Origin of the sequence: Arcicella lustrica, assembly GCF_034930985.1 — a bacterium.
Lineage (GTDB): Bacteria > Bacteroidota > Bacteroidia > Cytophagales > Spirosomataceae > Arcicella > Arcicella lustrica.
Map to the genome: position 1 here is coordinate 88148 of NZ_JAYGIM010000011.1, position 19838 is coordinate 107985.

13 protein-coding genes are annotated in these 19838 nt (G+C 32.9%); 9 read left to right on the plus strand and 4 right to left on the minus strand.

The features are described from left to right. The first annotated feature begins 547 nt into the window (after positions 1-547). Positions 548-2011: an ATP-binding protein gene (locus VB798_RS14925; protein ID WP_323259689.1), complete on the plus strand. Its 1464-nt coding sequence runs from the start codon at positions 548-550 to the stop codon at positions 2009-2011. Between the two features lie 318 nt (positions 2012-2329). Here the strand turns inward: VB798_RS14925 and VB798_RS14930 are convergent, their stop codons facing one another. Further along, on the minus strand, positions 2330-3583 hold the full coding sequence (locus VB798_RS14930) for a S41 family peptidase (protein ID WP_323259691.1): 1254 nt from the start codon (positions 3581-3583) through the stop codon (positions 2330-2332). A 216-nt stretch (positions 3584-3799) separates the two neighbouring features. Between VB798_RS14930 and VB798_RS14935 the strand changes: the two genes are divergently transcribed. The 3 genes from VB798_RS14935 (at position 3800) to VB798_RS14945 (ending at position 6791) form a co-directional block, all read left to right on the plus strand. After that, positions 3800-4924 carry a sensor histidine kinase gene (locus tag VB798_RS14935; RefSeq protein WP_323259693.1) on the plus strand — a complete coding sequence of 375 codons (1125 nt, stop codon included), beginning with the start codon at positions 3800-3802 and terminating at the stop codon, positions 4922-4924. Continuing rightward, entirely contained in the window at positions 4921-5631 is a 711-nt protein-coding gene (locus tag VB798_RS14940; protein ID WP_323259695.1) for a LytR/AlgR family response regulator transcription factor, read from the plus strand. Before VB798_RS14935 ends, VB798_RS14940 begins: the two co-directional genes overlap by 4 nt. Before the next feature lie 281 nt (positions 5632-5912). Beyond that, positions 5913-6791 (plus strand): TolB-like translocation protein, encoded by an 879-nt coding sequence (locus VB798_RS14945; protein ID WP_323259697.1) that lies wholly within the window; start codon positions 5913-5915, stop codon positions 6789-6791. A gap of 160 nt (positions 6792-6951) precedes the next feature. On the opposite strand, the gene VB798_RS14950 is transcribed toward VB798_RS14945, so the two are convergent. Together VB798_RS14950 and VB798_RS14955 are read right to left on the minus strand one after the other, a co-directional pair. After that, positions 6952-10227 (minus strand): ABC transporter permease/M1 family aminopeptidase, encoded by a 3276-nt coding sequence (locus tag VB798_RS14950; RefSeq protein WP_323259699.1) that lies wholly within the window; start codon positions 10225-10227, stop codon positions 6952-6954. Between the two features lie 12 nt (positions 10228-10239). Further along, a complete protein-coding gene (locus VB798_RS14955; protein ID WP_323259701.1) occupies positions 10240-11112 on the minus strand; it encodes an ABC transporter ATP-binding protein in 873 nt (290 codons plus the stop codon). Between the two features lie 277 nt (positions 11113-11389). Here VB798_RS14955 and VB798_RS14960 point away from each other — a divergent pair, with 277 nt between their 5' ends. The 3 genes from VB798_RS14960 to arsB all read left to right on the plus strand — a co-directional run bounded on the left by VB798_RS14960 (position 11390) and on the right by arsB (position 14434). Next, positions 11390-12109, plus strand: a complete 720-nt coding sequence (locus VB798_RS14960) for a sensor histidine kinase (RefSeq protein WP_323259703.1) — start codon at positions 11390-11392, stop codon at positions 12107-12109. Then, on the plus strand, positions 12106-12810 hold the full coding sequence (locus VB798_RS14965; protein WP_323259705.1) for a LytR/AlgR family response regulator transcription factor: 705 nt from the start codon (positions 12106-12108) through the stop codon (positions 12808-12810). Before VB798_RS14960 ends, VB798_RS14965 begins: the two co-directional genes overlap by 4 nt. A gap of 556 nt (positions 12811-13366) precedes the next feature. Then, on the plus strand, positions 13367-14434 hold the full coding sequence (gene arsB, locus VB798_RS14970) for an ACR3 family arsenite efflux transporter (RefSeq protein WP_323259707.1): 1068 nt from the start codon (positions 13367-13369) through the stop codon (positions 14432-14434). Positions 14435-14527: 93 nt separating this feature from the next. On the opposite strand, the gene VB798_RS14975 is transcribed toward arsB, so the two are convergent. Further along, positions 14528-17623, minus strand: coding sequence for a PAS domain-containing protein (locus VB798_RS14975; RefSeq protein WP_323259709.1), 3096 nt, complete (start codon positions 17621-17623; stop codon positions 14528-14530). Between the two features lie 233 nt (positions 17624-17856). On the opposite strand from VB798_RS14975, the gene VB798_RS14980 reads away from it, so the two are divergent. Beyond that, a complete protein-coding gene (locus VB798_RS14980) occupies positions 17857-18456 on the plus strand; it encodes an RNA polymerase sigma factor (protein ID WP_323259711.1) in 600 nt (199 codons plus the stop codon). Between the two features lie 87 nt (positions 18457-18543). Continuing rightward, complete coding sequence (locus VB798_RS14985; RefSeq protein ID WP_323259712.1) at positions 18544-19668, plus strand: FecR family protein; 1125 nt, start codon at positions 18544-18546, stop codon at positions 19666-19668. The last annotated feature ends 170 nt before the right edge of the window (positions 19669-19838 follow it).

The following is a 19838-nucleotide window of genomic DNA, read 5'->3' on the forward strand; positions in this document are numbered from 1 at the left end:
AATAAATACGACCCGCATGGGTGGAGATTTTTTGGCAAACCCAAGGCTTGACCTTGTTCCTGGGTTAAGAACACGTTCATACCTTTGCTCTTGAAATGGGACAAAGCAGCATCTGGCTCTTGAATAAAGTCTATGCGGAAGCCAATGGAAAAAGCATTTAGGAAATGTTAGGGAATATTGCTTTAGTGTAGAATGTCAATGATTTGTACTTGTAAACGTTATGCCAAACAATAGTTAAATAGGCTTAAGAATTAAAATATTTGTATTGGGAAACTGCAATGATTCTAAAATCCGCTACTAAAAACACTTTGAGATTATTCATAAAATGTTACTGTAAATACCAAAACATGAGTTAGTGTAATATTGTTTTAGAATAAGCTTTACTTATAGAGCTTATCCGAATGTATAGATTGCTAATATTAAGTGGTGATGGAGTGGTGGAAATAAACCATTAATAATAAGTTAACTAGCTTAAAATGTTTTATTTGTATAAATAAAACATTTTTGTTTTATTTATTTTTACATTTACGTGAAAATAAATAAAATTATGAACTTTAATAATGTTATTCCAACTTCTAAAAGGATAGAACGTTTACAGTATGAAAATCCTTGGTGGCTCTCAGGTCAAGTACAACAAACGTACATGGATATGTCCAAAAGACTATATTTTGATTTGTTCTATCCTTTTGTAAAAGAAACTGAAATAAAAAGAGCTGTGGTTTTAATGGGGCCACGTCGTGTAGGCAAAACGGTTATGATGTTTCATGCTATACAAGAATTAATTAAAGAAAAGGTTTCTCCTCAAAAAATCTTTTTCATCGGCATCGACAATCCTATTTATATGCAACTGGGTTTAGAGGATATATTATTGTTGGCAAAAGAGGCCGTTCATTTAGAAAGTCTGGAAGGATGTTTTGTGTTTTTTGACGAAATTCAATACTTAAAAGATTGGGAACGTCATCTCAAAGTATTGGTCGATTTTTACCCAAAAACGAAGTTCATCGTTTCTGGTTCGGCTGCGGCAGCGTTACGATTACAAAGCTCAGAAAGCGGTGCTGGTAGATTTACAGATTTTATGTTACCACCATTAACTTTCCATGAGTACATACATCTTAAAGGATTGAATCATTTAGTACAATCTAAATCCATTATTTATAATGAAAAAGAAGTACCATTTTTTACTACTCACGATAATAAGGCTTTGAACAAAGAGTTTTTCCATTATCTTAATTATGGTGGGTATCCAGAAGTAGTTTTATCTGAAAAAATTCAGCGTGATATGGGACGCTACGTAAAAAGCGATATTGTTGATAAAGTTCTGTTGCGAGACTTACCTAGTTTATACGGTATCAAAGATGTTCAGGAACTCAATAGTTTTTTCAGTTATTTAGCTTATAATACAGGCAATGAATTTTCTTATGAAAAATTAGGGAGAGACAGCGGTATTCAGAAAGAAATTATTAAGAAGTACTTAGAATACTTAGAAGCAGCCTTTTTAATTAAGGTCATTCACAAAATTGATGATAATGCCAAGAAATTCAAACGGATTACTAATTTCAAAGTGTATTTAACCAATCCATCATTACGTACTGCTTTGTTTTCACCAATACAAGAAACCGATAATGAGTCAGGAAATATGGTAGAGACTGCTATTTTTTCTCAATGGATGCACAGGGAAAATCTTGACTTAAAATATGCTCGTTGGAAAATGGGACGCTCTGAAGGCGAAGTAGATATAGTTCTCATCGATAATAAATTATTTAGGCCACAATGGTGTGTAGAAGTTAAATGGAGTAATCGCTATTTTGACAAACCACAGGAGTTAAACAGTCTATTACATTTTTGCAATCAAAATAGTTTTAAGGCTACTTTGGTAACTACCATGGATCAAACAGGTAATAGGACATTAGATAATCTGAACATTACTTTTGTCCCTGCGGCCATTTACGCATACAACATAGGAGTTGTGACTTTAATACAAAAATCTAACTGGATGAACGAGTCACTCTGATAGTTTGAACTGACGTTTGAGTGGACAATGAAGACAAATGATTGGGATTTTAAAAAGTTACCTTAAACAAAAGTTGAATAGGCTTAAGAATAAAAGGTTTCGGATATAGATAAGCACACCCAAATACCTATTTTGACGTTTCTTGATAGCTAAAGTAAGATTTTTTGCGTTGAATCCATTGGTTACTTTGCATTAAAAGCCTTCAAAATGATTTATTTTAAAGGCTTTTTTTGTTATTTCAATTTCGCTCTATGTCAATAACTTTTAGCTGATAAATATATTAACTATAACGCCAAGCAGTTGCTGTAAGTTTTTTTCTCATTTCATGACTTCTAATTTCTGAATCATTGCTTTTGCAGATTCTGAACTAGAGTCTAATTCTAAAGCTTTTTTGTATGATTTTAATGCGTTCTCTTTATCCTGATTTGCAAAATACGCTTCACCTAAACTATCCCATGAATTTGAATCATTTGGAAATAATTTTGCATTCTCCTGAAATACGGCAATAGCATTATCAATCAATTTATCTTTCAAAAAACCGTAGCCAATTTTGTTTAAAATAGTATTCTTATTTCTTTTAAATGTCTTTTTAATAGCATCTATGTACGCATAAATAAAAGCGTCTTTTTCATTTGTTTTTATGTTAGGCTCAACACCTTTTCCTTCCCAGTTAGTTTTTGTAACAGGGTGAATAGATTGTATATAAGATAACGATATTGTAAACTCGTCATTTAAATTAATTCGTTTTGTTCTATTAGCACCACCTTTAGTAATTTCTCCAATAACAATGGCTTTGTCTAAATGTTTTAAAGTATAAGTAAATGCCTCTGCCGCCGAAAACGTATGCTTACTGGTTAGGATATAAAGTGGCTTGTTTGCACTTCGTTTCCCATTTACATTTTCAAATGAGTACAGTTGTGTTTTTGTGTTTGTTTTTCGTTCATAAAAGTCACTTAATAAAACAGGTTTTTCAGCTAAGAAGTAACTCGATAATAACTGCATCATACTTGGAACACCACCTCCATTTGAACGTAAATCGATAATGATTGCATTGGCATTGCTTAAAAAATTCATCGTTGCTGTAGCAGTTTCTTCAGCATATTTTATATCTGCAAACTGACTTAAATTTAAATAACCAATGTTTCCATCCAGTATTTTTACCTCTGTAAATCCGTAATTTATTTCGGCTATTTGCATAGCTGTTCTTTTCTCCATTTCTAATTGCTTCTCTTCAGAAACAATAAGCTTTTCCTGGGCGATACGCTCTGGTTCAAATCGAACTTTTAGGTGCAAATCTTTACTAATACTTTGCAAATCTTCAGTTACTGTTTTAGAGAATTCAACAGGACTTGTAATTTTCTCATACTTATTAGATTTTAAATTTTTGTCTAATTCAATTATCATTTTTTTTGATAAATCTAAATCAATATAAGATTCTTCAATATGAGTTTTTATTGCTGATACAACGGCATTTTTCTCTTTTGTATTTAGTAAATGTTTAGTGTCTTGTGCTACTGTATCTTGTACGATTACAAATAACATCAATAGCATTGTTTTGAGATAGACTTTCATAATATTTTAGTTTTAATATTTATAATTTTCAACAAACATATCAGTAAACTAAAACGGTCTAAAATTTTTATCATCAACCAGTTAATATTAATCACATACAATTGATTTTTGTGTTCAAATCTATTTTAAGTCGAAAAAAGTAGCGTTTATGCTTCTTTTAAGGGAATTGGTGCACGTTGTACTGGTACAAAGTCAATTTCTATTAATTTTGACTTCATGATTGAATTTCTTAAAAAGTACAAAGCCTTTTTATATGGATTGCTAATCCAAAGGATAGCAGTGGTTGTTTTACTGTATTTTAATTTCATTTATATTGATGATTCGGGAGTATTAGCGAATATGCTGAGTTTTATTTTTAGCTGGTTACTAATCTCTTTGCCTATTCATTATTTTTTGTTTTTAAAAAAGCATAAAGCCACTAGTCTCAAGTTGCTTATCCTGATTTTTGTATTTTTTGTGATCATAATAAATGATGTTAATTCCAAAATAATTGACAATCCAATAACCTTTGTCGGATTAGTTGGTGTTGGATTATCCTTTTTTGCCATTTTAGCACCTTCCTATTTTAAGAAAAACGCATTGATGATAATTGGTTTCTATGTCTTGGCTTTAGGCTATTTCTACTATATAAGAATTTATATTGATGATTTAAACAGTTACTTCCAGCAGGAAAAAGAAATCAAAATCATCTTGACAGTTCCTTTTTTTGTGTTGCTTTTAACCTGGTTTTATCAGCAGTGGAAATGGATGAAAACAATAGAATCAAAAAAAACTAAAGCAGAATTATCGTTATTGAAAAGCCAGATTAATCCGCACTTTTTTTTCAATACTTTAAATAATTTATATGGTTTGATAATAGAAAAATCTGATGATGCACCAAGTGTTGTTTTAAAATTATCAGATATAATGCGCTATACTATTTATATGGGGAAAGAAGATGTTGTACTGTTGAAGGATGAAATAGAATATCTAAGGAACTACATTGAATTGCATAAAATTAGGTACCAGAAAAGAGTCGATATTGTTTTTAATCATGATTACGAAATAGACTATCAAATTGTGCCTTTACTGTTTATTATTCCTTTGGAAAACGCATTTAAACACGGAGTAGAAAGCTTAACAGAAGATGCTTACATCCATATTAATATAAAAATTGATGCTCACATAGTTTATTTTGACATTGAAAATAACTTTGAAGTACAAGAATCTTCCCCAACTGCTGGTATTGGAATACAGAACCTAAAACAGCGTTTGAAATTATTATATCCTAACAAACACAAAATACAAATAGAAGTTAATGATTCTATTTACAAATTAGCCCTTAAAATAGAAATGACATGATTCACTATTTAATTATTGATGATGAACCTATTGCACATCGCATTATTGAAAACTATTGCGAGCATTTGCAACATTTGGAAAAGAAAGGAAGTTGTTATAACGCCTTTGAAGCCTTACAATTTTTAAATGAAAATACTGTTGACTTGTTGTTTTTGGATATAAAAATGCCCAAACTATCTGGTTTCGATTTTTTAAAAACACTACCCAATCCACCCAAAATAATAGTGACCACAGCTTACAGAGAATTTGCATTAGAAGGCTATGAACTTAATATTTCTGATTATTTATTAAAACCGTTTAGCTTTGACCGTTTCATAAAAGCGATTAACAAAACAATTGATAGTAGTCAAAATAGGAATAAGAATAGCATAACTGCATTGCCAATAAGTGAAACAACGTCAAATAGTAATAGCTTTTTCTTGCGTGGGGATAAAAAGTACCATCAAATTCATTTTGAAGATTTATTATTCATAGAAGCTTATGGGCATTATACCAAAGTGTATTTAAAGAATGAGATGATTGTAAGCCATCAAAAAATTTCAGTTTTTGAACAGTTGCTTCCAAAACGTGATTTCATAAGGACTCATAAATCTTTTATTGTTGCTAAAAATAAAATCAAACAGATTGAAGGCAACAGGATATTAATAAATGATTATGAAGTGCCAATTGGACAAACCTATAAAGAGAATATCATGATTCTTTTATGATGTTATTTTGCAAGTGATACAGAAAAGTCCATGCTTTTTGCAAAATTGGAAAAGACTATCAAATAAATAGGAAAAGAGTTTTGAAAAAGGGCATGCAAATTATATATGGAAAGAATTTTATCAAAATGTATTTCGAAAAGAATAGAAAAAACAAAACTAGAAGAAACATATAATTCAACAATTCATTGGATAATTATGATATAGGGAGATAATACAACTGAGTTTTTTTTCACAGACTGACGTTGGCGGTAATTAAAACATATTAAGCAATGAGAAATCACATGATTAAAATTACAGTACTGGTATTTGTATTATTTTTAAGTGCTTGCAAAACAGAGAAGTTTGAAACAAAGAAGAATAATCCTTTAACGAAAGAGAACCTTTACTTTGGACATAAAACTCCAGGATTAAACCCCGAAATTTTTATTCCTAAAAAGAGCACCTCTCAAGATTGGGAATTATGGGATACTGACTCTTTGAATATGGATGAGTTTTATTTTACATATCAAGGTAACGACCCGTTTGAGCCTCTCGTTGTTGTGTATCGTAATGAAGGTAGTTATTACAGGGTTAATAAGTATAGCTTTAAACATAATCCTAGCGATAATAACATCTTATACTCTAGATGGACCTACATAGAGCGTACAGATTCTGGCTGGTCCAAAATTAAAAGTCTAGGCTCTATGTTTGATAGGGAAGATTTGGGTATTATGGTGATGTCAGTATCTTCTAAGGGTACTCTTGTTTTTGACGACTATAAAAGCAATAAAGGAATTCGCATATCAAGGATTCTAGACGGAAAGCGTGAAGAACCAAAACTACTCGGTAAGGAGATTAACTCAGGGGCATTGACAGCCCACCCCTTTATAGCACCTGATGAATCCTACTTAATATGGGATAGTGAGAGAGAAGATGGATATGGCAAGTCTGACATTTATATCAGTTTTCGACAGCAAGATGGCTCATGGGGTTCAACTATCAATATGGGAGATAAGATAAATTCAAAACTAGTAGAAAGTGGTGCAAGATTAACCCCTGATGGAAAATATTTGCTTTTTGAAAGGTCAGAAGAAAAAATAAGGGAGGGTGGAAGCACATATTGGGAGTCAAAAAAATATTGGGTTGATTCTAAAATCATTGAACAGCTAAGACTAGAATAACTACAAAATTTGTAACTAATTGTTGTACCGCTGTACAATCAAGAATTTAATGAAAAGCTAAATTTAAATATTCAAATGAGACTTAAATAAAAGAACAAAGCCACTTTTTTTGAAGTAGCTTTGTTTGTCTTTATGTGGGCAATAGGAGACCGATATTGCTTTACTTAATACTATTCACCTGTTCAAACAATTCTGTTATAATATGTTGTTTAGCATTTGGAGTTACTTCACGAAAATACTGAATCAAATCTAGGGTGGTCGAATAACGATTTGGCTTTTTAGGATTATTAAAAGAATGCCAATCCTTCAGAAAATGCTGTAAAGCTATGTTTACATTTTTTTCTCCAATTTTTTTCTGTAATTCATACATAGCGATTGCTCCTTTGTTGTAGTAAATGTGTTCTTCATTTTCAACCAACGTCAGTGGACTTTCTTTCTTGCTAGACTTTAAGTTAGCTTCTGTGTATTCATCCAATTGGAACTTCAAAAATTGCTGAACTTTTTTATCTGGGTATTTTTCTTTAAGCACCATGATGGCTGAATACTGCGCCAGTGTTTCCAAAATCATATTTTGTCCCTGTACGTTTGCAGCTTCCAGTTGTAAACCCCACCACTGGTGAGCCACTTCATGGGCAGTAATATAAAATGCCATGTCAACATCTTTTTCATCATCAATGTTCATCACAAAGCCGATAGCTTCCGAAAATGGAATAATGCCTGGCAGCGATTGGGCAAATGTTCGATACCTTGGAAACTCCACAATACGGAGTTGCTTGTATTGATAAGGACTGAAATGTTTACTGTAATAATCCAAGGACATTTTCATAGATTCCATCATACGCTTCAGGTTGTACTCATGTCCTTTTTGGTAATAAATCTCTAAATTAACCCGCTCCTTTGAAATATTACCTGACGGAATGCAGGTGTCTCTCATTACTTCATACTGTCCTGATACAATGGGATAAAAATGGATAATCCGTTGATTGGTTTTGTAATGAAAATAATTGCGGTCGCCTGTTTTCCAGGTCGCTAGTAAATCGCCAGAAGTTAGTGCTGTTTGTGGTGCTTCTGTACTGATTAGAATATCTAAGTTAATTCCATCCGAATCACTCCCATTGCGTGCATTCACCAGTTCCCTTACATCATCTCGTTTGGCTTTTTGCAGTCTTGGAGCCAGCTCAAAATCTTTTCGATTGTCCACATCCTGCATTTCATATTTTTTCTGATAACCAAAACTTGGTAATACGGCATTGTCAAAAAAAGTACCGTTATACACTACATCTATATCAGTATTGTCAGTTTCAAAACCCTTTGGCTGTAAAGTCTGTTTAAAATTCATTTTCATTGTATCACCTGGTGCTAATGCTTGACTCAATTGGTAAATGATATAATGATATTTTTTGTACTTGCTGTTTGTTGTTACAGGACGGTCAAAGGTTACATCCGTTAATGCTACATTTGACGCCATTAGTTTTTGGACGTGAATTTCCCGAATGGGTAATGGTGAAGTATTGATAAGCACATAAGAACCTGCAATTTTATATGCTCTTTGTGATGGGTACAGCTCAACTTTTAGATTAACATCTGTAATTTTGGGCTGTGAAATATATTCAAAATGTTTCAACGTCTTTTCATAACCAACTCTAAAATTATTTTGCTCACCCTTAGTCCAAAATTCATTTAACACATTGGTATTGTAAAAGATATAAGCTCCTATACTGATGAAGAGCGTCAGACAAACTAAACTGAAAATCCTCAACGGTTTTCCTATTTGCTTTAGTCCGCTCGTCCATCTTTTGTTCAAGCCCGTTTCGGCTCCCTTTACCATCAAAACACTGGCGAAAATCAAGAGTAGTAAACCAAACAATACCCAATAGATTTTTACCCACAGATATGAACTCAGAAAGTGTCCATAACCATTCATATCCGAGTATACGGCAAGTGCCTGTCCGCCAAAGTTAAGTAAGGCATGTTCTAAACCAAATACGCCAATTGCTACGTTGATAATAGCAAATGCGATGGTTGCGAGCATTCCCATAAACTTGTTACCAGTAAGTGCCTGAAAAAACATGGCTGCAAAGGTATAAAGAGCCAGAAATGGAAATAGTTCTACAAAAAAACCAAAGAAATAGACATCCATCTCGTATCGATAGTAGCCGTTCAATGTTTGAAAGAGAATGCCAGCAACAATGAGCGAAAGCATGACAATAGCATAAATGAACAGTAATCCTAAAAATCTGCTACTCATATTGACAAAACTTGAAATCGGCGCAGCATCATGAATGAGGTTAAGCTTTACATCCCTTTCCTTCCACATAATTTCACCAGCATAAAAGACTAAAATAATCATGAAAAAGTAAATGGACATTTCTCGCAATTCTTCAATAATGAAATAGGTAGTTGGATAACTATCTACTCCATACGATGTGCCTAAACTCACCGAATTGATAAGAATAATAATGAAGCAACACAGAATAATCGCCCAAAAGGAAATGAGTTTGAGAATAGACAAACTATGAAACCAAGCATTGAGCAACAGCTGAATGAATTGCGCCTTGATATGAAAGACAGGTGTAACCGTGGGTAGGCTCTTAATGAAAGTAACTGGTAAAGTTTTTACTTTTTGTTTTTGCTTTTTATTGAAAGTCTTTTCATTGATGAGCATCAATTGAAACTTGATATAGCCAATCGCTAATGCCATAATACCCAAGCCTACCCAGAAAAGTTTGTTAAATAGCATAATCCCCGACATAGGAATCAGCAGAGAATTTCTATCCATTACCGTCCAGCCTTTGGTAGCCTTTGTTAATGTGGTAAGCGAAAAGGGATCCAATAAGGCTTGAAACGTTTCATTTGTAATGCCTTTAGTAATCATAAACAATACAAAAATGACTACCCCTTGAGTATATACGACTATTAAATTTTTGCTGAGCGCCCCAGTGGTAAAAAATACAGCAGCACCAAAAAACAAAGTAGGTAAAACCACCCAAAGAAAGGGCTGTAGATAATTGATCAATTGAAAAGACAAAAAATCGTTTGGATTATTCCATGGCAAAAATTGTCCTACTATCATTCCCCAAAATACAGCACTGAAAATAAAGAGTAACACCACCAAAGAGCCTAAAAAACGGCCCAAGAGGTATTTCCTTTTGGAAATAGGATTAACATAAATAAGTGAAGTAACGTCGTACTGAAAATCACGAAGTACAGGAACGCCCATAATCATGGACGCAATAATCATCGACAATCCAGTTATCGCTCCCATGGTTTTAGCAATCACCAGTGGAGAATTCTTTTTCACTAATCCTAAATCTATGCCCTGAAAAACAAACTCCACGCCCACTGCGGAGAATAAAAATAGCAGCAGAAAAAAGAAATAGGTTTCAGGTCGCTTTAATCGGTATTTTATTTCAAATATAAAAAATTCGTATAGCATGATGCGTTAATATTAGCTGTTGAAAATTTGAGACATATAAACATTCTCAAGGTTGGCTTCAATAAGTTTGAATGATGCGCCAGGGTGTGTGTCACTGATTACATGAACAATTTGGTTTCCTAAATACAGGCGCTCACTGATGACCTGATATTCCTTTTTGTATTGTTCCAATTCGTTTTTGAGTATCGTCTTTTCATACACTCTCCCTTGAAGGCTTTCGATGATTTGGGAGGGATTTCCCTGAATAATCACCTTCCCTTTGTTGATGATGGCCATCCTTGGACATAATTCTTTCACATCATCGACTATATGCGTTGAGAGAATTACGATTGTATGCTCACCCACTTCACTTAATAAATTATAGAATCGGTTGCGTTCCACAGGGTCTAAACCTGCCGTTGGCTCATCAACTATCAGCAACTTAGGGTTGTTCAACAATGCTTGAGCAATGCCAAAGCGTTGCTTCATTCCTCCAGAAAACTCCCCCAATTTTTGCTTCCGAACCTCATACAGGTTTACTTTGTAGAGAAGGGCGTGTATCATTTCTTTACGCTCTTTTCGGTTTATAATCCCTTTTAGCACCGCTAGATGATTCAATAACATTTCAGCAGATAGTGCTGGATATACACCAAATTGTTGAGGTAGGTAACCCAGTACTTTTTTCAATTCATTCTTGTTTTCTAAAATATTGAGATTTCCCAATTGAATACTTCCAGAATCGGCTTCCTGTAAGGTCGCTATTGTACGCATGAGGGTTGATTTACCAGCTCCATTTGGTCCCAGCAGTCCAAACATCCCCACGGGTATTTGTAATGATACGTTTTGGAGTGCTTTAACTCCATTGTTGTATGTTTTAGAAAGGTCAGTAATTATTAGATTATCCATGATTAATTTAATTTTGACCCAATATTAAAATGAATGAAATGGCTATAAAAAGAACTGGGATAGGTGTACTTCAGATAGGTATGAATTGCTGGTGCTGCGTGGCAAAAGCACTTGATAACAGTAAACAGTACGTTCATCACGCTAAGTGATAAATCTGTAACAACCAATCGACATGGCTTGAATTTTTGTGTAGTTTTGTGGAATGACTTTAGGGCAAAAACTATTCGATAAGCAATTTCTTAAAAGGCTAGTGCCTTACTTTTTCATCGTGACCACCATGTTACTGGTGATTTTTAACGATTTTTTTGGAAAAGAAGAAGACTATCACATTTTCATTTTACTATTTTTCATTTCGATGATGGTTTGGATGATACGCTGGCTAATCATTCAGATTAAAGTCATACTTCGACTCAAAAAAGATAAAACACAAGCTGAGTTAATGCACTTGAAGAGTCAGGTTAATCCGCACTTTTTTTTCAATACCTTGAATAATTTGTATGGATTAGTAGAAAAAGACACCGCTAAAGCACAGCAGTTAATTCTCAAATTATCCGACATGATGCGGTATAGTATTTATGAAGGACAAAATGATTGGGTTACCTTAGCGGATGAAATTACTTATCTTGAAAACTACATGGATTTGCATAAAATGCGATACCACAAAGAAATTACCGTTCGCTTTGATGTAGATGTAGAAGATAGGCGTGTTAAAATTATGCCATTACTCTTGATTATTATGGTTGAAAATGCTTTCAAGCATGGTGTAGAAAAACTAAGAAAAGATGCATTTGTTTACATTCGCTTAAAGGCTACATCGCAAAATATTGATTTTGAAATTGAAAACAATTTTGACATTGAGGAACAAGTTGGGACTCAAGGCATTGGTCTGAATAATTTGAAAAAGCGACTAGAATTGGTTTATTTGAAGAAACATGAATTAGAAATAACTTCTAAGCGTGCAGATATTTATACAATTAGATTAAGACTTACTTTATGAGTACTAAATATATTATAGTGGATGACGAATCCGTGGCACACGACATCATCAAAAAGTATTGCTCGCTATTGCCCAATATGCAATTGATGCAGCACTGCTACGATGCCATTGAAGCCATTGAATACCTCAGTCATAACGAGGTAGATTTGATTTTTCTGGACTTGAATATGCCTAAACTGAAGGGCTTCGAATTTCTAAAAACACTGTCTCATTCACCAAAAGTAATTGTTACTACTGCTTATAAAGAACATGCCTTAGAAGGTTACGAATTAAACATTGTTGATTATTTACTTAAACCTTTTTCATTCGAACGTTTTTTGAAAGCGGTCAATAAGGTACGTACAGATACTCCCAAAGTACCATCTAACACGCAAAGTACAGTGAGCGATGAAAAGCAAGGAAGGCTTTTCCTACGTTCAGATAATAAATACATTCAAATTGTAATAGATGATATTTTGTTTATTGAGTCATCGGGCAACTATATTAAAATTGTACTAAAAGAAGAAATCATTACTACTCGTGGAAAATTAGCTTCTATGATGGAACTCATGCCTATTGACAGTTTTGTTCAGGTACATCGGTCGTTTATGGTAGCACAGAAGCACATCAAACGCATAGAGGGAAATCAGATATTTCTTGATAACTACACAGTGCCTATTGGGAAACTATTTAAGGTACAGTTAGAGCGGCTTTTAAAATAGGAGAAACAAAATTTCCAATGTACTTTATTGCTTGAATTTGGATGAAAATTATTGAGAGTTCTCAATGAACTATACAAAACGACTTTCCTCAGATTAACTACAATTTTGACCCAATTACAGACGAAATGACTATTGACTGCTAATAAATTAGTTGAAAAAATCTCTATTAGCAAACGAATCCAGCACGGTAACTTTCGACTACTTTTAGGAGATAAAGTATCAAGTTACGATTTTTTTTATTCCTTTTCAACTCATTGATATTCATGAACTTAACGTTTAAGTGTCAAGTTAAATCAGTAGCATATGGTTTGAATTATAATTATAGTTATGTTAAATAAACAAATCACAAAAAGAAAACAGTAACCATTCTCTTTTTTATTTTAGATGTTTATCGTAATATTGCAATATTACATAATAATTTACTTCAAAAACATTGAAGTTATCTGCTTTTAAATGAATTTGTGGGAATGTTCACAATGAGATTTAAATCATTACTCTCAAAATAATACATGGCTGACGCTAAGCCCAACTGTATAATATAAACAAATCAGAGTTTATGAGTGCTATTAATTGCAATCCAACACAACGGAAAAAGCTAAGTTTTTTAGACCAATACCTAACTTTATGGATTTTTCTAGCCATGTTTTTGGGCGTAGGGATTGGCTATTTTATTCCTGATTCATCCCAATTTATTAATTCATTTTCTAGTGGAACAACCAATATTCCTTTGGCTATTGGTTTAATATTAATGATGTATCCGCCTTTGGCAAAAGTACGTTTTGAGAATATCGGTGAAGTGTTCAAAAACACCAAAATACTAAGTGTTTCGCTTTTATTAAATTGGATAATTGGACCAATCTTGATGTTTGTATTGGCAATCATTTTCTTTCATAATCAACCTGAATACATGGTTGGTTTAATTTTAATCGGTATTGCAAGATGTATTGCAATGGTCATCGTTTGGAATGAATTAGCAGAAGGAAATCGAGAGTATGCTGCTGGATTGGTAGCTTTAAATAGCGTTTTTCAAATTCTATTTTACAGTATCTATGCGTATCTTTTTATTACTGTTTTACCACCATATTTTGGGGTGAAAAGTATGGAAGTAAATATCACTATTGAACAAATTGCAGAAAGTGTTTTGATTTATTTAGGCATTCCTTTTTTTGCAGGAATTATCAGTCGATATGTATTGATAAAGTGGAAAGGGATTGAGTGGTTCAATCATAAATATATTCCATTTATTTCTCCTATTACTTTGGTTGCTTTGCTTTTCACCATTGTATTAATGTTCAGTTTAAAGGGAAAACTGATTGTACAAATCCCATTTGATGTACTGGCAATTGCAGTTCCTTTAGTACTTTATTTTATTATTATGTTTTTAGTGAGCTTTGTTATGGGCAAAAAAATGGGTGCTGATTATGCTAAAAATACTGCCATTTCATTCACAGCAACAGGAAATAATTTTGAATTGGCTATCGCAGTTGCTATCGGAATTTTCGGAATAAACAGTGGGCAAGCTTTTGCAGGAGTAATCGGTCCTTTGGTAGAAGTTCCTGCATTAATTTTACTGGTTAGAGTAGCCTTCTGGTTCAAGAAAAAGTGGTACTCGGGAGCAAAATGAATTTCATATTGGTGAAATACAGAAACAGTCGGAAAATATTCCGATTGTTTTTTTGTTTTAAGGCAAGTACTACTAAAATTACGAACCAAAAAATTATATAAAATAAGGAATATTCAGTAAAAAGGTACTCCCCTCTCCTTCTACGCTATGAAAAGTAATATTTCCTCCTAATCTTTCCGTCAATTCTTTGGCAACACTCAGTCCAAAACCAGTACCCTCTGTTCTGATAGAATTACTCGCTCTGAAGAATGCTTCAAATACTTGGTCTTGTTCCTTGGCTGGAATCCCAATTCCATAATCTTTTATGGCTATCTCAATTGATTTATCTAAATATGTTAATTGGAGTGCAGGGTTTTGATTCGATAAACGGGAATATTTAAAGGCATTGTTAAGTAAATTATTGAGTATCACATCCAACAATGTTTTATCAGATATTATCTCTTTATCATCATCAGGTAAAAATAATTCAAGCGTTTGGTTACTTGGTAATGACTGTCGTAAATCTGATACAAATGTTTTAATAGAAAAAGACTGAGTAGTAAGCCTTGTTGTATCTGCACGTGTATTTTCTAAAGACAAAACATCTTTAATCATAAATGATAATCTATCTATTTGCAGTTTTATGATTTCAATATGTTTACATATTTTCTCGGAAACAGACTTATTTTCTATAAAATCGCTTGTCATTTCTATTAATTCTGTACTTCCCAAAATAGCAGCCAAAGGTGTACGGAACTCATGTGAAGTTAAAGTAAGATACCTTGATTTGATAGCATTAAGCTCTTTTTCCTTCGCCAATAGTAATTCTAATTTTTGAAGTTTCTCTTTATGTGCTTCGGCTACTTTAAGATGTTCAATATCCTGAAAAATACCATATATACGATTTACTTCTCCTTTTGTTTTTTCAGCTTTACCAGCTACTCTAATCCAAATTTCTTTCCCTGCTGTATTAATAATTTTAGATTCTATATCAAAAGGTATGCCTTCTTCTAAACAGTTTTTCAGAGCTACTCTTATCGAATCTCGATAATGCCCTTCTTTATAAAATGCTATTCCAGATTCTAGTGATGGATTGAAGTCAGCTGGAGTACCTAAAATTTCTTTAATAAGATTTGACCAATGAATAACCTTGGTTTTTAAATCAAAACTCCAACCTCCGAGTTTAGCAACTCGGCTTGATTCTTCTAATAAGTTTCTTGTTCTTTGAAATGCTAATTCTATTTCTTTTTGTTGTGTAATATCAAATAAATAACCATGAAAAAGTACTCCATTTTTAACTCTTTCTGGTTTTGCAATCGAATGCACCCATTTTATCGTTCCATCAGGTAAACAGACTCTATACTCATGTTCAAATTTTGAAAAACTTTTAACCGCTTGCATGATTAACCCTGTAATTTCTTGAAAATCTTCTGGATGAATAATTTTCCAAAAAGCATTGGCTTTTTCAGCAGAAGACATTTTATTGAAACCTTCTATTTCAAAGAAATCATTTGAGTGATAGATGATAGATGAACCTCCATTACGATTTACCTCGAATTGATACAATACTCCTGGAAGTTGTTTCGTCAGTTTTTTGAGTAAAATATTAGATGCTTCTTTCTCTATTTCTATTTCTTTTATGTAAGAAATATCTTGAATCGACCCAAAGATTCTTTTATTATTTGATTCTGAAAAATCTGCATAACCAATAATTCTTACCCAAATATCATCTCCAAAATTATTCGTCATTTCCAGTTCAAGATTGAATGGCTGACCATCATTAATACACGAATTCAAGGCTCTAGAAATGGCATCTCTACTTTCTCCTTCTTTAAAAAAAGTATTGATGGTTTCAATAGAAGGCTGGAAAGCCTCATTAATCCCAAAGATTTCTCTAGTGAAATCAGACCAATTTGATTCTCCAGTATTAAGGTTACTTTCCCAAGCACCAATCATAGCAAGTTTATTACTTTCTTGTAATAGCCTTTTGGTATCTTTTAATTCATTTTCTACTTTTTTGCTCTCAGTAATTTCAATAGAATATCCATGCCATAAAACGCTATTCACCAAACGTTCTGGATTAGCAACTAAAGCAATCCATAGCGTACCTCTATTTTCATCATGATAACGATATTGAAAACTTAGCGTTGTTAATGTTTTAGCCGACTGTTGCACCTTTTGCATTATTATGGGCAAGTCTTCTGAATGAATGTGTTGAAAATAATAGGCGCTCCTCTGTTGGGGCGTCATTTCATAATAATTATTTGAATTAATGAAATTTCGAGAAGTATATGGAAAGTAAGATTCTCCAGTATCAAGTAACTGAAACTGAAAGAGTGTTCCCGGTACTTGAGTTGCTAGTTTTGCTAATAATTCCGTTGTTTGAGTATGTTCAACAGCTATTTTTTTTATCTGATTAATATCTTGAAAAACTCCAAAAATCCTTTTATCATTCGATGCTGAAAAATCGGCTTTCCCAATTGCTCTTACCCAAATTTCATTCCCTTTTGCAGTAATGAGTTGGAGTTCAACATCAAAGGTTTTTTCTAGTGCTATACAATCTTCAACGGCTTTTGTGATGGTATCTCTACTAATGCCTTCTTTATAGAAATTAATTCCATCAGCTAAACAAGGCTGAAAGTTATCGGGTACTTCATGGATTTCGCAGGTTACTTTACTCCAGTACAAAGCTCCAGTATTCAAATTCATTTCCCAACTACCAACTCTTGCCATTTGGCTACTCTCTTTGAGAATCTCTTCGTTCTTTTTGAGCTGATTGAAAAAATCTAAATCAAGAACTACTTTATTTGCATCAATATCAACTTGACAAGCAAAAGTATTTGCTCCTAATACACCCAACATTTTTTTCTTTTCATCAAATACATTGAGCATTTTGCAATCCATCACCAGCTTATTTCCATTTTCATGAAAATAAGTAAATTGATGAAAATAACTGCCTTTTTCGACTGAGTAATCAATAGTATTTAAGAAAACATCTTGCTTAAAAAAATGTATAAATTGCTGATTTAAAGCAACATCATTATCTTTTTGTTGATAGCCCAAAACACTTTTCAACTTTGTATTTACCCAAGAACGATTACTGTCTTCGGCATCCCAAAACCATAAACCATCAAGTGCATATTCTTCAATAAAATCAAGAATGGATTCATCTGTTTTTAAGAATTGTGTCAGATTGTTTTTTAGATACATATTTTAGAGGTTTAGGTTATAATGATACTTTAGTATTTCCCTATTGCCCAGATTATAGTAGAGCTTCTCCCAAATTCATGAACAAATTTAAGCCTTTCAGATGGAATTATTCCTCTTGTTTATTGCAATAAACCTATACAATGCGATTCTTGAAAGTTTATTATTTAACTATTTTAATAAAAATAATAACTTTTTGAGTATTTATAAATAAGCCTTCTCTTTATGAATCAAAGATGAAAGGTTATTATTACGAAATATCGAATCAAAAAGAAGACCAAAGGCTGTGGATGTCGGTCGTAGAAGGCAATATCAATGCTTTGGGTTTGATTTTTGACCGCTACGTACAAGAATTACATAGTTATGGCTATCGTTTATCTAATAATAGCGCCCTCACACAGGATGCCATTCAAGATGTTTTTATTCAAATCTGGCATTATCATGAAAATTTAGCTAAAGACGTTCAGGTAAAATTTTATCTGTATAAATGTTTAAGACGCACGCTTTTAAACACCCTCACAAAAGAAAATATCTATACTGGAATATTTGACGAGGAAATGTTGGAGGATAACGATGACTCTTTCGAGGATTTATGGATACAGACTGAAGAACAGCATAAGCAAGATAAACAATTAGCTGATTCTTTAGATATGTTGTCGCTACGAGAAAAAGAAATTATTTCTTTGAAGTACTTTTCTGGCATGAAAATTAAAGACATTGCCTTGTTATTGAATCTAAAAGAACAAACCATTGCGAATACTCTTCAAAATGCACTGACCAAACTTCGTAGTAAATTAGTGTATTGCATTACCCTCTTTTTTCTCTTCTTCAATTAATTTAAAAAAAATCTAAAATTCTTTAGTAGTAAAATATAGCACCCAACTCTGTATTATTGAAAGACAAATTATTATTCAATAAATACAATGTTTGACTACTTATATTATACGCCAGAACAATTAGCCCAAGATGATTACTTCATTGCTTGGGTCTGTTCTACTGATATTTCTACCGAGCAATTTTGGCAAAACTGGCTAGAAACTTATCCATTCAAAAGAGCGGATGTAGAAACTGCACGCCAAATCGTATTGACTATCCATCAATTAGAAATACCAAAATTGTCTTCTCGTCAGGTAGAATCGTTAAAAAAATCCATCTTTTCTACAATTGATGAAAGTGCGAATCAAGCTAATATTATAGTAAAGCCGGCTAAATTTTATACTAAAAACCTTTGGCTGATTACGGTTTTGGCAGCAAGTTTAGTCATTGTTCTTTCAGTATATTTTTATAAAAAGGTCAATACAAAAACTATCGAATATTCAGATTTAGTTAGTGAAGCTTCTTCCAAATATAATCTTGTAGAAGTAGGAAATTTATCAAATGCTGTACAGCTGGTTGTTTTGCCTGACGGTAGTTCTGTCCTTTTAAAGAAAGGAAGTAAGCTATCTTATCCCAATCATTTTTCGGACGATTCCCGTGAAATATATTTAACGGGCGAAGCTTTTTTTGAAATTGCCAAAGACCCCTCTAAACCTTTTTATGTGCATGCTCACGAAATCATTACGAAAGTATTAGGCACAAGTTTTAATGTGAAGGCTTATCCAAACGATAAACAAATTCAAGTAAGTGTTAAAACGGGAAAAGTTTCTGTATATCAATCAGATGGAATTGAAGCGGAACAGCAGGCTAATCATAAAAAATTAGAAGGATTTGTATTGAGTCCTAATCAAGAGGTTATCATCAAAAGACAATTGCTCACTTTTGAAAAGAAAAACATTAAAGCAATTGACAAACAAGCTATTTCTATTCAAAATATAGCCTTTGAGTATGAAGAAGTATCAGTACTCAAAATATTTAAAGACCTTTCAGAAGCCTATAATATTACCATTGTATGTGATGAAAACATCTTTAAAAATTGCCTAGTAACAGCCTCTCTGACAGACGAACCATTATCTGAAAAATTAAAACTTATCAGTAAATCAGTAGAAGCAACTTATGAAATCGTGAACGGGAAAATTATAATTAGTGGAGTAGGATGCAATGAACAATAATAATCAGTATATCATAAAACAACCCTTTTAGTGTATGAAAAAAAAACAGACAATCTTTCCCTCACAATGAAGTCCTCCATGACTTTAAAATCATTTTTTAATTAAAAACGTCGATAAAGCGGCCACTTTACCGACGTCTCCTAATCAATCGTCAGAAATGACGAATGATT

What these genes read in the sequence shown, in the direction of transcription:
- VB798_RS14925 (WP_323259689.1), top strand. Translation starts at nt 548, where the DNA reads ATGAACTTTAATAATGTTATTCCAACTTCTAAAAGGATAGAACGTTTA.
- VB798_RS14930 (WP_323259691.1), bottom strand. Translation starts at nt 3,583, where the DNA reads ATGAAAGTCTATCTCAAAACAATGCTATTGATGTTATTTGTAATCGTA.
- VB798_RS14935 (WP_323259693.1), top strand. Translation starts at nt 3,800, where the DNA reads ATGATTGAATTTCTTAAAAAGTACAAAGCCTTTTTATATGGATTGCTA.
- VB798_RS14940 (WP_323259695.1), top strand. Translation starts at nt 4,921, where the DNA reads ATGATTCACTATTTAATTATTGATGATGAACCTATTGCACATCGCATT.
- VB798_RS14945 (WP_323259697.1), top strand. Translation starts at nt 5,913, where the DNA reads ATGATTAAAATTACAGTACTGGTATTTGTATTATTTTTAAGTGCTTGC.
- VB798_RS14950 (WP_323259699.1), bottom strand. Translation starts at nt 10,227, where the DNA reads ATGCTATACGAATTTTTTATATTTGAAATAAAATACCGATTAAAGCGA.
- VB798_RS14955 (WP_323259701.1), bottom strand. Translation starts at nt 11,112, where the DNA reads ATGGATAATCTAATAATTACTGACCTTTCTAAAACATACAACAATGGA.
- VB798_RS14960 (WP_323259703.1), top strand. Translation starts at nt 11,390, where the DNA reads ATGTTACTGGTGATTTTTAACGATTTTTTTGGAAAAGAAGAAGACTAT.
- VB798_RS14965 (WP_323259705.1), top strand. Translation starts at nt 12,106, where the DNA reads ATGAGTACTAAATATATTATAGTGGATGACGAATCCGTGGCACACGAC.
- arsB (WP_323259707.1), top strand. Translation starts at nt 13,367, where the DNA reads ATGAGTGCTATTAATTGCAATCCAACACAACGGAAAAAGCTAAGTTTT.
- VB798_RS14975 (WP_323259709.1), bottom strand. Translation starts at nt 17,623, where the DNA reads ATGTATCTAAAAAACAATCTGACACAATTCTTAAAAACAGATGAATCC.
- VB798_RS14980 (WP_323259711.1), top strand. Translation starts at nt 17,857, where the DNA reads ATGAAAGGTTATTATTACGAAATATCGAATCAAAAAGAAGACCAAAGG.
- VB798_RS14985 (WP_323259712.1), top strand. Translation starts at nt 18,544, where the DNA reads ATGTTTGACTACTTATATTATACGCCAGAACAATTAGCCCAAGATGAT.